Annotated in this window: 9 protein-coding genes; 3 read left to right on the forward strand and 6 right to left on the reverse strand. The window is 67.4% G+C overall.

Annotation, left to right across the window (positions count from 1 at the left end; genetic code table 11):
* Window positions 1-25 precede the first annotated feature (25 nt).
* Entirely contained in the window at window positions 26-1,054 is a 1,029-nt protein-coding gene (adhP, locus tag JF515_RS02340; protein ID WP_203100613.1) for an alcohol dehydrogenase AdhP, read from the forward strand.
* Between the two features lie 199 nt (window positions 1,055-1,253).
* Window positions 1,254-1,682: a host attachment protein gene (locus tag JF515_RS02345; protein WP_203100621.1), complete on the forward strand. Its 429-nt coding sequence runs from the start codon at window positions 1,254-1,256 to the stop codon at window positions 1,680-1,682.
* A 55-nt stretch (window positions 1,683-1,737) separates the two neighbouring features.
* Here the strand turns inward: JF515_RS02345 and JF515_RS02350 are convergent, their stop codons facing one another.
* The 5 genes from JF515_RS02350 to JF515_RS02370 all read right to left on the reverse strand — a co-directional run bounded on the left by JF515_RS02350 (window position 1,738) and on the right by JF515_RS02370 (window position 11,016).
* Window positions 1,738-3,801: a TonB-dependent receptor family protein gene (locus tag JF515_RS02350; RefSeq protein WP_203100623.1), complete on the reverse strand. Its 2,064-nt coding sequence runs from the start codon at window positions 3,799-3,801 to the stop codon at window positions 1,738-1,740.
* A 164-nt stretch (window positions 3,802-3,965) separates the two neighbouring features.
* On the reverse strand, window positions 3,966-5,585 hold the full coding sequence (locus JF515_RS02355) for an AMP-binding protein (protein WP_238400803.1): 1,620 nt from the start codon (window positions 5,583-5,585) through the stop codon (window positions 3,966-3,968).
* Window positions 5,578-7,272, reverse strand: a complete 1,695-nt coding sequence (locus tag JF515_RS02360; RefSeq protein ID WP_203100627.1) for an AMP-binding protein — start codon at window positions 7,270-7,272, stop codon at window positions 5,578-5,580. Before JF515_RS02360 ends, JF515_RS02355 begins: the two co-directional genes overlap by 8 nt.
* Window positions 7,273-7,357: 85 nt before the next feature.
* Window positions 7,358-8,872, reverse strand: coding sequence for an aldehyde dehydrogenase family protein (locus JF515_RS02365; protein ID WP_203100629.1), 1,515 nt, complete (start codon window positions 8,870-8,872; stop codon window positions 7,358-7,360).
* 2 nt (window positions 8,873-8,874) lie between these two features.
* Window positions 8,875-11,016, reverse strand: a complete 2,142-nt coding sequence (locus tag JF515_RS02370; RefSeq protein ID WP_203100631.1) for a PQQ-dependent dehydrogenase, methanol/ethanol family — start codon at window positions 11,014-11,016, stop codon at window positions 8,875-8,877.
* Between the two features lie 221 nt (window positions 11,017-11,237).
* Here JF515_RS02370 and JF515_RS02375 point away from each other — a divergent pair, with 221 nt between their 5' ends.
* Window positions 11,238-13,115: a sigma-54-dependent Fis family transcriptional regulator gene (locus JF515_RS02375; RefSeq protein ID WP_203100633.1), complete on the forward strand. Its 1,878-nt coding sequence runs from the start codon at window positions 11,238-11,240 to the stop codon at window positions 13,113-13,115.
* On the opposite strand, the gene JF515_RS02380 is transcribed toward JF515_RS02375, so the two are convergent.
* Window positions 13,103-13,681 (reverse strand): acyloxyacyl hydrolase, encoded by a 579-nt coding sequence (locus JF515_RS02380; RefSeq protein ID WP_203100635.1) that lies wholly within the window; start codon window positions 13,679-13,681, stop codon window positions 13,103-13,105. The genes JF515_RS02375 and JF515_RS02380 overlap by 13 nt on opposite strands.
* Window positions 13,682-13,767 lie beyond the last annotated feature (86 nt).

Raw genomic sequence — 13,767 nt, forward strand, 5'->3', positions numbered from 1 at the left:
GCCCGCCCGGCGAGGAGTTATGAGCATGGAAAAGACAATGAAAGCCGCCGTGGTGCGCCAGTTCGGTGAGCCGCTGGCGATCGAGGAAGTCGCTACCCCGCGCCCCGGGCAGGGGGAAATCCTGGTCCGCGTGGCCGCCTCCGGTGTCTGCCACACCGACCTGCACGCCGCCCACGGTGACTGGCCGGTGAAACCGGAGCCGCCCTTCATTCCCGGCCACGAAGGCGTCGGTCACGTGGTGGCGGTGGGCCAGGGGGTCAAACACGTCAAGGAAGGCGACCGCGTCGGCGTGCCCTGGCTCTATTCCGCCTGTGGCTACTGCGAGCATTGCCTGGGCGGTTGGGAGACGCTGTGCGAGTCGCAGCAAAACACCGGCTATTCAGTGAACGGCGGCTTCGCCGATTACACCCTGGCCGATGCCGGCTACGTGGGGCGGCTGCCCGACAACGTGGATTTCCTGGAGATCGCCCCGGTGCTGTGCGCCGGCGTGACGGTCTACAAGGGCCTGAAGATGACCGAGGCGCGTCCCGGCCAGTGGGTGGTGATCTCCGGCATCGGCGGGCTTGGCCATATGGCGGTGCAGTATGCCAAGGCCATGGGGTTCAACGTGGCCGCCGTGGACATCGATGACGGCAAGCTGGCGCTGGCCGAGCGGCTTGGCGCCACGCTCACCGTCAACGCCATGAAGGCGGACCCGGCGGAGGTGCTCAAGCGCGAGATCGGCGGCGCCCATGGTGTACTGGTCACGGCGGTCTCGCCGAAGGCCTTCGATCAGGCCCAGCGCATGCTGCGCCGGGGTGGCACCCTGGTGCTCAACGGTCTGCCGCCGGGTGAATTTCCGCTGCCGATTTTCGACACGGTGCTCAACGGCATCACCGTGCGCGGCTCCATCGTCGGCACCCGGCAGGACCTGCAGGAAGCGCTGGATTTCGCCGGCGAGGGCAAGGTCAAGGCCACCGTGGCCACGGAAAAACTCGACAACATCAACGATGTCTTCCAGCGCATGATCGACGGCAAAATCGAAGGGCGCATCGTGCTGGATATGATGTCCTGAATGCGACGCTGAATTCGAAGTTATTCCTGCCTTGATGACGCCGCCCCTACAATCCCGGGGGCGGCTTTTTTTTTGATCGCGCTTTTAATCGGTTTGATGCTTTTTTACCGGCGTGACGGGGGGCGCGGGTTGAACGGGAAGGGCGGGGGCGCGAGGTTAGGGGGGAAGGAGCAGTCACACACGGAACCAGGAGAGAGCCATGACCACCTACGTGATCGCCAGCAACGCCGCCCATGCCCGCGTGTTCGCCCACCAGGTCGGTCGCATTCGCGAAATCGACCATCTGGACCATCCGGAAAGCCAGGCCCACGCCGGCGATCTGCGCACCGGCGAAGGCGGCCAGGAAGGCAGTGGCGCCCTGCATGGCAACCCCCGCGCCACCGGCAACCAGCAGGCCACCTCCGACAAGCACGCGGCCTTCTTCGCCAAGGAAGTGGCATCCTACATGAAGGCGGCCCATGACAAGGGCGGCGTGGACGATTTCATCCTGATCGCCGAGCCCCGTTTCCTCGGTGCCCTGCGCGACAAGCTGGACGATCCCACCAGGGAGGTGGTGATCCGCGAGGTGGACAAGGATCTCACCAAGCAGAGCGTCAAGGACATCAAGAAGGCGGCGGGGATTATGTGACGTGGCGGATGGATCGCGACTGGGCGGCATTCCGCTTGAGTCGCGATCCCGCCCCTCACCACGCGTAGGACGCCCCCGCGTACCAGTGCCGGCCCGGCGCCGGTTCGTAATAGCCCCGATCCGCCGGGTCGGGGCGGTCGCTGTTGGCGTTGATGCGCAGGTTGGCGATGTAGTCTTCGTCGAACAGATTTCCAACCCCCGCGTACAGCGTCAGCGCGCGTCCGCCCAGGCGCCATTCCCGCCCGCCGCGCAGGCCGGCGACCACTGAATCATCCACTTTCGTGTCGTTGGTGTTGTCCGCGTAGACGGAGCCGCTGTAATCGCCGTCGATGATCAGGAAGGTGCCGTCGGGCCCGCGCCAGGCCGCTTCCACGAACAGATGATGGCGCGGCAGGCCGGGCAGCCGGTTGCCGCTCACGTCCTGGTTTTGCTGATCGTCGAAGAAATCGTCGAATTCGAAGTCCGAGTAGGTGTAGGCCAGGGTCAGGGTGAGCCGCTCGGTGGTCTGGTGCTCGAGCATCAGTTCCAGGCCGTCGCGCCGGGTGCGCGCGGCGTTGTCGTAGAAGGTGCGGCCGTTCAGTTCATAGGGGGTGATCTCGTCGCGCACCCGCACGCTGAACAGGGCGATATCGTAGAACAGCCGGTCGCCCAGGCGGCCACGACCGCCGACCTCCCGGTTCACCGCCTTCTGCGGGTCCAGGTCCGGGTTGAAGCCGCCGGCGCCGGAGGGGTTGGCCAGCTCGGTGAAGGTGGGTGTCTCGAAGGCATTGCTGACCGTGGCATAGACGCTGTGGCGCGGGTTCAGGTGCCAGGTGAGGCCGGCGCTGTAGCTGCCTTCATTGAAGGTCTGGTCGCCGCTCTGGTCGCCATCCGCCAGCAGGTGGTCGTCGATGTCCAGGCGCACCCGGTCGGCGCGCGCCCCCAGGGCCAGCACCAGGGTGTCGGTGAGGTCGGTGTCGGCCTGCACGAACAGGCCGCTGGCGGTGGCGGTCTGGTCCTCGTTGGCGGTCTCGCCGGTGACCTGGCCGGTCACATCGACACCACGCCGGCCACGGTCATCCCGCTGACGATCGGCGTCCACGCCGACCATGAAACGATGGTCCAGGCCGAACAGGCGCGCCTGGTTGGTGTATTCCAGGCGCAGCCCGTAAAACAGCCGTTCATAGTCGATCAGGCTGCTGCCAGGGAAGGGCAGTTGCTGGCGGAAATCCCGTTGCGTGACGAAGCCGCGCACGCGCAACTCACCGCCCAGGCCACGCTCCCGGTAAAGCACCCCCAACCGCTGCTGGGTCACTTCCTGGCCGGCGTCCAGCAGGTTGGAAAAGCGCGCCGCCTGGTCGCGGTCGTCGTTCACCTGGGCGCGGGTCAGACCGCCCGGGTCCTCGGCCACCGGCGTGTCCAGAGCGGTGAAGAACAGTTCCAGATCCCGGTCCCGGGACAGCGCCCGGCCGACCCGGGCGTTGAGCAGGTATTTCTCCATGTCGCTCTGCTGGCGCTGGCCATCGTGGCGCATGCCGGTAAGGCTTAGATAATGATGGCCCTGGCGGTCGGCCCCGCCCAGTTCCAGGCGGGTTTTGCGGTAACCGTCGCTGCCGCCGGCGACGCTGAAACGCTGATCGTATTCCAGGTCCCGACCGGTGCGGGTGGTCATGTCCACCACGCCGCCGGTGGCGTTGCCGTACAGCACCGAGGACGGGCCGCGCAGCACGGTGATCGATTCCAGGCCGTCCAGGTCGATGGCGTCCACCTGGGACTGGCCATCCGGCAGGGTCTCGGGGAAGCCGTCCACGTTGAGGCGCAAACCGCGCACCCCGAACGGCGCCCTGGCACCAAATCCCCGGCTGGAAAGCCGTAGCCCCTGGGCGAAGTTGTAACGGTTCTGAAGGTACAGGCCGGGCACCCGCTTGAGGGGTTCATCGAGCTGCAGCCCCGGCTGGCCGGCCTGCTCCCGCGTCGCCTCGATCACCGTGGCGGCACCGGGCAGATCGGCGAGATCCCGTTCCAGCCGCGTGCCGGTGACGGTCACCGCGTCCAGTTCATGGTCAAGGCCGGCGGGCAGAGCGGCGGCGGGCAGGGCGAGAGCGGCCCCGCCCAACCAGACAAGCAGGTGGCGATGCATGAAGGTCCTCGAAATTATCATTCTTGATGTTACCGGCACGCTAGCGATTAACCACCGGTGGCTCAATGCGCTGCGTGCCAAAGTCGCTGACCGGCGATGCCAAACAACCGGACCGCCCCGCGCGCTTCCCCAAGGCGCGGCCCGGACAGGGAGCAGCAGCCCCGCTAGCGGTCCGGGCTTTCCTGCCGGCGCAGCAGGAAACGCTGAATCTTGCCGCTGGGCGTTTTCGGCAGGCTGTCCACGAATTCAATCCGGCGCGGATAGGCGTGCGCCGAAAGACGGTGTCGCACCTGCTCCTGCAGTTCCCGGGCCAGCGCCTCGTCGCCGGCGTGGCCGGCGCCGGTGACCACGAACGCCTTGACGATTTCGGTGCGCTCCGGGTCCGGCACGCCCACCACCGCCGCCTCCACCACCGCCGGATGCTCGATCAAGGCGCTCTCCACATCGAACGGGCCGACCCGGTAACCGGAGGTGGTGATGATGTCATCGTCCCGCCCCACGAAGCTGATGGTGCCGTCCTCGTTGCCCTCCACGGTATCGCCGCTGAGATAATAATCGCCCAGAAACGACTTGCCCGGCGCGGACGGATAGCCCTCGAACCAGAACAGCGGCGACTGGCGCCGGTCCACCGCCAGAATGCCGGGCTCACCGGGGGGCAGCTCCCGGCCCTGGTCGTCCACCACCACCACGCGATGGCCGGGCACCGCCATGCCGGCGGCACCTTCGCGGACCGGGTGACTCAGCGCGTGGTGGTTGCACAGCACCATACCCAGCTCGGTCTGGCCGTAGTGGTCGTGGATGGTGACGCCCAGTTCCTCGGCGAACCAGCGGATCACCGCCGGGGTAAGCGGTTCGCCGGCGCTGCTGACGGCGCGCAGGCGGCCACGCAGCGCCGCCACCACCGGCGCGCCGCCCGCCATCATCAGGCGGAAGGCGGTGGGCGAGCCGGCCAGGTTGGTGATCCGGTATTTCTCGATCACCCGGCAGGTGCTCTCGACGCTGAAGCCGCCGCTGTAGAAGGTGGTGGCGTGGCCCAGGGCCAGCGGGCCGGTGATCGCGTAATACAGGCCGTAGGCCCAGCCCGGGTCGGCCAGGTTCCAGAACCGGTCGTCCTCGCGCAGGCCCACCGCGTCACGCAGGTAGCCCTGGAAGGCGAGCACCGCCTTGAGCGGTACCGGCACCGCCTTGGGCAGGCCGGTGGTGCCGGAGGTGAACATCATCAGAAACGGGGATTGGGCGTCGCGCATCACCGGTGGATGGTGGTCCCGGCTGCCCTCGAGCAGGGCATGGAAGTCGCCATCACCGGCGCGGTCGGCGCCCACCGTGATCACCGCCGCGTCGGTGGAGACCTCGTCGAGTTTGTCCCGATTGTCGCGGTCGGTGACGATGACGCGGGTGTCGGCGGCATGCACCCGGTGCTCGATGGCCTTGGGCCCGAAGGCGGTGAACAGGGGCTGATAGACCGCGCCCAGGCGCCAGGTGGCGAGCACCGTGATCAGCAGTTCCACCCGTCGGGGCAGCAGCCCCGCCACGCGGTCGCCGGCGCCCACGCCCCGGGCCGCGAGCACGGTGGCGAAGCGCCCGGCGGCGTCGCTCAGTTGCTCGAAGGTGTACTGCTCGCCATGGCCGTCCTCGCTTTCCTGATAAAGCGCCACCCGGTCCTGGCCCAGGTGGCGGTCGCAGCATTCCACGCAGGCGTTCAGGGCCTCCAGGGACCCGTTCAGGTCGCGCTCGACGGCTTGCCGCAAATCGAACTGACGGGCGGCGCTCTGATAATCACGCATGGCCATGCTCCTTCAGATTCCGTTCGCTGATTTCACGCATGCGGAATTTCTGGATCTTGCCGGTGACGGTCATCGGGAAATCGTCCACCAGACGGAACCAGCGCGGCACCTTGAAGTGGGCAATGCGGTCCTGGCAGAACGCGCGCAGCACGGCGCCGTCCACCTCGGCGCCGGGGCGTGCCTTGACCCAGGCGACGATCTCCTCGCCGTAGCGCTCGTCGGCCACGCCGATCACCTGCACTTCCTCCACCGCTTCGTGGGTGTAGAGGAATTCCTCGATTTCCCTCGGGTAGACGTTCTCGCCACCACGGATGATCAGGTCCTTGGCGCGGCCGACGATGCGCACGTAACCCTGCTCGTCCATCTGCGCCAAGTCGCCGGTGTGCATCCAGCCCTGTCCGTCGATGGCCTCGGCGGTGCCCTGCGGATTGTTCCAGTAGCCGAGCATCACTGAATAGCCCCGGGTGCACAGCTCGCCGATCTCGCCGCGCCCGACGGTGGCGCCGTGTTCGTCGACAAGCTTGGTTTCCAGGTGCGGCTGGGTGCGGCCCACGGTGCTGACGCGGCGCTCCAGTTCATCGTCGGCGCCGGTTTGCAGGGACACCGGGCTGGTCTCGGTCATGCCGTAGGCGATCTGCACCTCGCTCATGTGCATCTCGTCGATCACCTTGCGCATTACCTCCACCGGGCAGGTGGCGCCGGCCATGATGCCGGTGCGCAGGCTGGACAGGTCCACTTCCTGGCGCACCGGGCTGGCCAGCTCGGCGATGAACATGGTGGGCACGCCATACAGGGCGGTGGCTTTTTCCTCGGCCACCGCGCGCAGCGTGGTTTCCGGGTCGAAGCCGGCGTCCGGGTAGATCATGGTGGTGCCGTGGGTGACGCAGGCCAGGTTGCCCATCACCATGCCAAAGCAGTGGTACAGGGGCACCGGGATCACCAGCCGGTCCCGTTCGTTGAGGCCCAGGCTCTCACCCACCAGGTGGCCGTTGTTGAGGATGTTGCGGTGGCTCAGGGTGGCGCCCTTGGGAAAACCGGTGGTGCCGGAGGTGTACTGAATATTGATCGGGTCGTTGGCGTCGAGTCCGCCTTGCCGCTGGCGCAGGGTCTGTTCGGACACCCGCGCGCCGTGGTCGGCGAGCTGGCGCCAGGGCAGGAAGCCCGCCGGCGGCTGGTCCGCCAGGCTGATCACGCCGCGCAGTTCCGGCGCGCCCGGGTCGTCGAGCCGGCCCGGTTCGGTGCCGGCCAGGGACGGCACCAGATCGAGCACCATGCGATGGTAATCGGAGGTCTTGAAGGTGTCCGCGCAGATCAGCCATTGGCAGCCGGACTGATTGAGCGCGTAGCGCAGGTCCTCCAGCCGGTAGGCCGGGTTGATGTTGACCAGAATGGCGCCGATCTTGGCGGTGGCGAACTGGGCGATGCACCACTCGGCGCAATTCGGCGACCAGATGCCGACCCGGTCGCCGGCGGTCAGGCCCAGCGCCATCAGGGCGCGCGCATGGCGCTCCACCTCGGCGCCCAGCTCGGCCCAGCTATAGCGCAGACCCTGGTGGCGCACCACCAGGGCTTCGCGGTCGCCATGGCGGCTCACGGTGGCGTCGAAGGCATCGCCAATCGGAATCTCGAACAGTGGCCCGGGTTCCGGGCCCTTGGTGTAGGAGGGCTGGCTGTTAGAGGGGGGCATACTTCCTCCACGTCATTGTTATCGGAATGTTCGTGGTGCGAAACGCCGGCGGCCGGGGCCGCCGGCAAGCGGGTGGGACGAATAACTACAATGCCATTACCACGGATTTTGTTTCCAGATAGGCATTCAGAGAATCGCGACCCATGTCACGGCCGAAGCCGGACATCTTGTAGCCGCCGAAGGGCATGGTCGGGTCCAGCATGTTGTGGCAGTTGACCCAGACGCTGCCGGCCTTGAGGCGGGGAATCAGACGGTGCACCCGGGACAGGTCGTTGGACCAGACGCTGGCGGCGAGCCCGTAGGCGCTGTCGTTGGCGCGCCGGGCCACTTCCTCGATGTCATCATAGGGCAGCGCCACCACCACCGGCCCGAAGATCTCCTCGCGGGCCACGCGCAGGGCGTCGTCGGTGCCGGCGAACACGGTGGGGCGCACGAAATAGCCCCGCTCCGGCGCGGCGCCGCCCCGTGTCATCACCTCGGCGCCTTGTTCACGACCGGAGTCGATATAGCCGAGCACCCGCTCCATCTGCTCCCGGGAAACCAGCGGGCCCATCTGATGGTCCGGGTTCAGCCCGTGGCCCAGGGTGATCTCGTCGGCCAGCCGGGCCAGCCCCTCCACCACCTGATCGTAGCGGCTCTTGTGCACATAGAGCCGCGACCCGGCGGAACACACCTGGCCGTGGTTGAAGAAGATCGCCTGGGCGGCGCCTTGGGCGGCCTGCTCCGGGTCGTAGTCGTCGAGCACGATCATCGGTGACTTGCCGCCCAGCTCCAGGGTGACGCGGGCCATGTTGTCCATGGCGGCGCGGCCGATCATCTGGCCCACTTCGGTGGAGCCGGTAAAGCTGATCTTGTTGATGCCCGGGTGGCGGGTCAGCGGCGCGCCGGTGCCCGGGCCGTCGCCGGTGATCACGTTGACGACGCCGGCGGGGAAGCCGGCCTCCTGAATCAGCTGCCCCAGATACAGAGCGGACAGCGGCGTCTGCTCGGCGGGCTTGAGCACCACGGTGCAGCCGGCGGCCAGGGCCGGCGCCAGTTTCCAGGCGGCCATCAGCAGCGGGAAATTCCACGGCACGATGGCCGCTACCACGCCCACCGGCTCACGGCGGGTAAAGGCGGAGAACTCCGCCTCCGGCGCCGCCATCAGCGCCGACACTTCATGGGTGCCGCCTTCGATCTTGGTGGCCCAGCCGGCCATGTAGCGGAAGAAGGCGATGGCCAGGGTGACGTCCACCGCTTCCGCGATCTGCGCCGACTTGCCGTTGTCCACCGAGTCCAGTTGCGCCAGCACCCGGGCGTCGCGCTCCATCAGATCGGCGAGTTTCAGCAGCAGCCGCTCGCGGCCGGCGGGCCGGGCCCGTGCCCAGGGGCCGTCTTCCAGCGCCGCGCGGGCCGCCGCGACGGCGTCGTCCACGTCCGCCTCGCCGGCGGCGGGCACGCTGCCCAGGGATTGCTCATCCGCCGGATTGATGACGTCCAGGCGGCCGCCATCGCGGGCGTCGCGCCAATCGGTGCCGATCAGCATGCGCTGCTGGCCCTGTTCCAGGAAGCGGCGGGTACGTTCGTCGAGCAGTTGGGTTGAATCGTTGTTCAGGCTCATGGTCATTTTCCTTTTTGTTGTTGCTGTTGCGCGCGGACGGCGTCGGCGGTGCCTTGGATGAAGGCCTTGAGTTTTTCCACGTCTTTCTTGTCGAGACGGCCAGTGAAATCCGGCATGCCCCGGGACATGAACGGGCCGGCGAACACGAACTTGTCCAGATCGCTGATCACGGCCTTGTCGGAGTAGCCCAGGTTGGGCAGGTTGCCGCCCGGGTCCACGGCGGGCACGCCATGGCAGAACACGCAGTTGCTGACGAACAGGGCGGTGCCTTCCGGCACCAGGTCCGGGTCATAGGACACGCCCTGGAGCAGGGTCTTGTCCGCCGCTCCGGGCCGTTGTCGGGCCTTGGCCTTGCCTTTCAGGGCGAAGGTGTAAACGGTGCCCGGGTTGGCGCGGTTGGGGGTCGCTCTCTGGCTTTGCCCGTAGACGCCGCCCCAGCCGGCGGCGATGGAGACGTACTGGACATCGCCGATGCGGTAGGTGACCGGCGCGGCGATCACGCCGGTGGCCAGCGGCGTCTGCCACAGCAGGTCGCCATCCTTGGCGTTGAGCGCCAGGAAACGACCGTCGGCGGTGCCCTCGAACACCAGGTCGCCGCCGGTGCTCAGGGTGCCGCCGTTCCAGGGCGACGGGTGTTCGTGGCGCCAGGCTTCCTTTTGCTTCACCGGGTCCCAGGCCACCAGACGGCCAAAGGGTTGGCTGGTGGGCGGCACGCTGTTGATCCTGGAGGCGGTGTTCCAGCCCACGCCGCTCATCGGCTGGCCGGGTTTGTTGCTGCCGTAGCCGTCCCAATCCGGGTCCACCGCCAGATTCAAGGGCACGTTCTGGGCCGGGAAGTAGGCCAGCCCGGTGTTCGGGTTGAACGACATGGAGTGCCAGTTATGCCCGCCAAAGGGGCCGGGGATGATGTCGAACGCCTTGTCGGTGCGGCGTACCTCCGGCACCACCTTGGGCCGTCCGTTTTCGTCGTAGCCGGTGGCCCAGTTCACATCGACGTAGTTCTCCGCCGAGATGAACTCGCCGTTGGTGCGGTCGACCACGAAGAAGAAGCCGTTCTTGGGGGCGTGCAGGATCACCTTGCGCGGTTTGCCGTCGATCTTCAGGTCGGCCAGGATCATGTCCTGGGTGGAGGTGTAGTCCCAGCTGTCCCCCGGGGTTTCCTGGTAGTGCCAGACGTATTCGCCGGTGTCCGGATTGAGCGCCACGATGGATGCCACGTAGAGGTTATCGCCCCCCGCCGGGCTGCGTTTGGACCAGGCCCAGGGCGAGCCGTTGCCGGTGCCGATGTACATCAGGTTGAGCTCCGGATCGAACGCCATGCTGTTCCACACCGTGCCGCCGCCGCCGGTTTCCCAGTATTTGCCGCTGGGGTCCCAGGTCTTGGCCGCCCGTTCCATGGCTTTGTTCTCGAACGGCTTGGACGGGTCGCCGGGCACCGTGAACCAGCGCCAGGCCTGTTCGCCGGTGTCCGCGTCGTAGGCGGTGATGTAGCCGCGCACGCCCAGCTCGGCGCCACCGTTGCCGATGATCACCTTGCCGTTGAACACCCGTGGCGCGCCGGTGATGGTATAGGCATGGTCGTGGTCGATGATGGTGTCGCGGTGCCACAGCGGTTTGCCGGTGGCGGCGTCGAGAGCGATCAGACGGCCGTCCAGGGTGGCGATATAGACCTTGCCCCGGTACACGGCGACGCCCCGGTTGACCACGTCGCAACAGGCGGATTCGGCGGTTTCCGGCGGTACTTCCGGGTCGAACGACCAGAGCGCGGCGCCGGTATCGGCGTCCAGCGCGTGCACCACGCTCCAGGACGCGGTCACGTACATGACGCCGTCCACCACGATGGGCGTGGATTCAATGCCGCGCTGGCTGTTCAGGTCGTAGGTCCAGGCCAGGCGTAGCTGGTCCACGTTGTCGGTGTCGATCTGATCCAGCGGGTTGAAGCGGGTTTCCTGGTAGTCGAAGCCATGGGCCGGCCAGTCCTGGCCGCTGTCCCGGTTGGCGATGATGTGGCCGGCATCCACCGGGGCGACGGTCTCCTGGTCCGCCTTGTCGGCGTGGGCGCCGCCGGCCAGCAACAGCGAGGCGCTGATCAGGGCCGCCGACAGGCGAGCGCCAAGGCCCGGTGCGAGGGTGTGATTCGTCATGATGTTGTCCTTATTAGAGGGGTTGACGTCGGTTGTGCCTTCGCAGGGGCCGTGCCATACTTTGGAAAATCCGGGAAAAAGATACAAAAACGTTTAAAAACAAAGGGTTATGGCTTTATCAGGGAGAGCCCGGGGCGTACTGGCAAGACCGCCTGTCTCGTATTGAGACAGGTGCGCCCCGGTCGGCTGTATAACAACAAGACACTTTGTCGGAGACGAAGATGCCCGCGACCGGTTTGCAAATGGACCGCCACTTGCTGGAAGCCCGGCGGTTGTTCGAGGAAGGCAGGGAGGTGCCGCCGGGCTGGGTGCGCGGCGAAGTGATCCGCTCCTGGCAACGCTCCCGGGAATACGGCCTGGCCCCCGGTGACCGCCGCCTTTTTTCTCCGGTTTCCCGCCAGGCGTTGCGCCGTCTGCATGAATACCGCGAACAGCTCCTGCACTACGTGGAGCCGGAAATGGAGCGGCTGTTCAAGGCATTGCGCGGCACCGACTGGGTGCTCGCCTGTCTGGAGGCCGAAGGCTGGGTGGTGCGTTCGATGAGCGGAGACCGGGCCTGCCCGGACCTGGGCCGGGCGTTACGCGCCGGCGGTAACCTGGATGAGACGGTGGCCGGCACCACCGGCCCTGGTTGCGCGCTCACCGAGCGCCGCCCCAGCGTGGTGACCGGCGGCGAGCATTTCCTGGAAGAGGCGGGCGGCTTCATCTGCGCCGCCGTGCCGCTGTTCGCGCCGGACGGCGAACTGGCCGGCGTGCTGAATGCCTCGCGGCGTCACGACGGGCGCGCCATGGGCGTGCTTGAGCCGCTGGCGCTGGCGGCCCGGGAGGTGGAGAACCGCATGGTGGAAAACCTGGCCGGGGACCTGCGTCTGGCGATCCATTACCGTTCCGAACTGACCGATTCCCCGGTGCGTGGCCTGATTCATTTCGACCGCGACGGACGCCTGCTGGGCGCCAATCCGGTGGCGCGCCAGTTGCTGGATCTGGCGCGGCTGGAAGGGGAGGGCCGGCCGGTTACCCTGGAGCGGCTTTGGGGGCGGGCGGTGCCGTCCCTGCGGCGCGCCGGCGGCGAGCCGGTGGCGTTGGCCTGCCAGGACGGCGGGCGGCTTTATGTTCGCGTGGAAAGCGCCTCCCGGTCGATGGTGGCCACGCCCCGCCGTGACGTCGGCGAGGCGGCTTCCGGGCCGCTCTATGAACGCGCTTTGAAAGCCTTTCGCGGCGGCGTGCCGGTGCTGATCAATGGAGAAACCGGCACCGGCAAGGACCGGCTGGCGCGCTGGCTCCACCAACGGGGCGGCGCGGGCCAGGGGCCGTTCGTGGCGGTGAATTGCGCCTCCATTCCGGAGGGGCTGATCGAATCCGAATTGTTCGGCTACGAGGAGGGGGCCTTTACCGGTGCCCGCCGTGGCGGCATGGCTGGCAAGTTCGAACAGGCCGACGGCGGCACCCTGTTTCTCGATGAAATCGGCGACATGCCGCTGACGCTGCAGGCCCGCCTGTTGCGGGTGCTCCAGGACCGGGAGGTGACCCGTCTCGGCGGCGGTCGGGTGCGCCCGGTGTCGTTCTCTCTACTGTGCGCAACCCTGCAGCCCCTGGACCGGGCCATCGCCGAGGGTCGTTTTCGCGAGGACCTGTTTTACCGCATCAACGGCCTGCGGGTGGCGTTGCCGGCGCTGCGCGAGCGCGCCGACCTGGCGGCGCTGATGGACTCGCTGCTTGAGGAGGTGTCGCCCTCGACGCCGGTGCCCCGGCTGTCGCCGGCGGCGCGGCGGGCGCTGATGGCCCATTCCTGGCCTGGCAACATCCGCGAACTGCAACAGGCATTGAGACTGGGCGCGGTGCTGGCGGAGGATGGCTGGATCGAGCTGGAGCATCTGCCCGCCGCCCTGCAGGAGAAGGCCGGCGAGCCGGCGACCGAGCCTCCGGCGGGCACCCTGGACGGGCAGACCCGGCAGGCGATGCTGGCGGCGTTAAGGGCCCACGGCGGAAACGTCTCCGCCGCCGCCCGTGGCCTGGGCATCGGGCGCGCCACCTTTTACCGCAAGATGCGGCGCTTCGGGCTGAACCGACAGGCCGGGCAGGAGTTTCAGAACCGGTAGGCGAGGGTCAGCGACGCCAGATTCATGCCCGGGTTGGGTTTGTACAGCCGTGAATTGGAAGTGTGCTGGCCGCGAAAGCCCACCGCCAGTCGGGGCGTTACCTGGAACACCAGGCCGCCGTGGCTGGTGAACTGGATATTGCCGCCCATATCGTCATCGTCGATGTGCGGGTGGCTCATGTAGGAAGGCTGCACGCCGAACAGAAAGTAGAGCCGGTCGCTGGGCCAGTTGACCCGCGCCACCGGGCCGAAAATATAGACCTCGGTCCGGTTGTCGCGACCGTTGCCATCTTCCCCTTCCCAGCGTTCCACGGACAGATCCCAGTAGGCCTGGACAAGATCGCCGGGCAGCCAGGATTCCACCGCGTGGGTTTGCAGCCAGGGTGATGGCCAGCTCACGAACAGGCTTTGGTAATCCAGCCCCTCGCCGCCGCCAACGCGGGCCCCGGCCTCGACGCCGGGTTCGGCGGCGCCGGCCTGGCCGCACAGCGCCTGGGCGGTCACCAGCGTGCCGCCGGCAATGGCCCTCACGGCGCGGCGTCCCAGGCCGCGTAATCCGTTCTTCATGGTGTGTTTTCCCGAGCAATAAAAGCGCAACAGGCGCGGTTTATACTCCAAACGGAGTGGTGTTTCCCGACAACGGGGAAAACGCG

It is taken from the genome of Alloalcanivorax marinus (genome assembly GCF_016785095.1).
GTDB classification, from domain to species: domain Bacteria; phylum Pseudomonadota; class Gammaproteobacteria; order Pseudomonadales; family Alcanivoracaceae; genus Alloalcanivorax; species Alloalcanivorax marinus_A.

Bases quoted from the DNA above. Each gene is read 5' to 3' on its own strand.
- adhP (WP_203100613.1), top strand. From the start codon at position 26: ATGGAAAAGACAATGAAAGCCGCCGTGGTGCGCCAGTTCGGTGAGCCG.
- JF515_RS02345 (WP_203100621.1), top strand. From the start codon at position 1,254: ATGACCACCTACGTGATCGCCAGCAACGCCGCCCATGCCCGCGTGTTC.
- JF515_RS02350 (WP_203100623.1), bottom strand. From the start codon at position 3,801: ATGCATCGCCACCTGCTTGTCTGGTTGGGCGGGGCCGCTCTCGCCCTG.
- JF515_RS02355 (WP_238400803.1), bottom strand. From the start codon at position 5,585: ATGCGTGATTATCAGAGCGCCGCCCGTCAGTTCGATTTGCGGCAAGCC.
- JF515_RS02360 (WP_203100627.1), bottom strand. From the start codon at position 7,272: ATGCCCCCCTCTAACAGCCAGCCCTCCTACACCAAGGGCCCGGAACCC.
- JF515_RS02365 (WP_203100629.1), bottom strand. From the start codon at position 8,872: ATGAGCCTGAACAACGATTCAACCCAACTGCTCGACGAACGTACCCGC.
- JF515_RS02370 (WP_203100631.1), bottom strand. From the start codon at position 11,016: ATGACGAATCACACCCTCGCACCGGGCCTTGGCGCTCGCCTGTCGGCG.
- JF515_RS02375 (WP_203100633.1), top strand. From the start codon at position 11,238: ATGCCCGCGACCGGTTTGCAAATGGACCGCCACTTGCTGGAAGCCCGG.
- JF515_RS02380 (WP_203100635.1), bottom strand. From the start codon at position 13,681: ATGAAGAACGGATTACGCGGCCTGGGACGCCGCGCCGTGAGGGCCATT.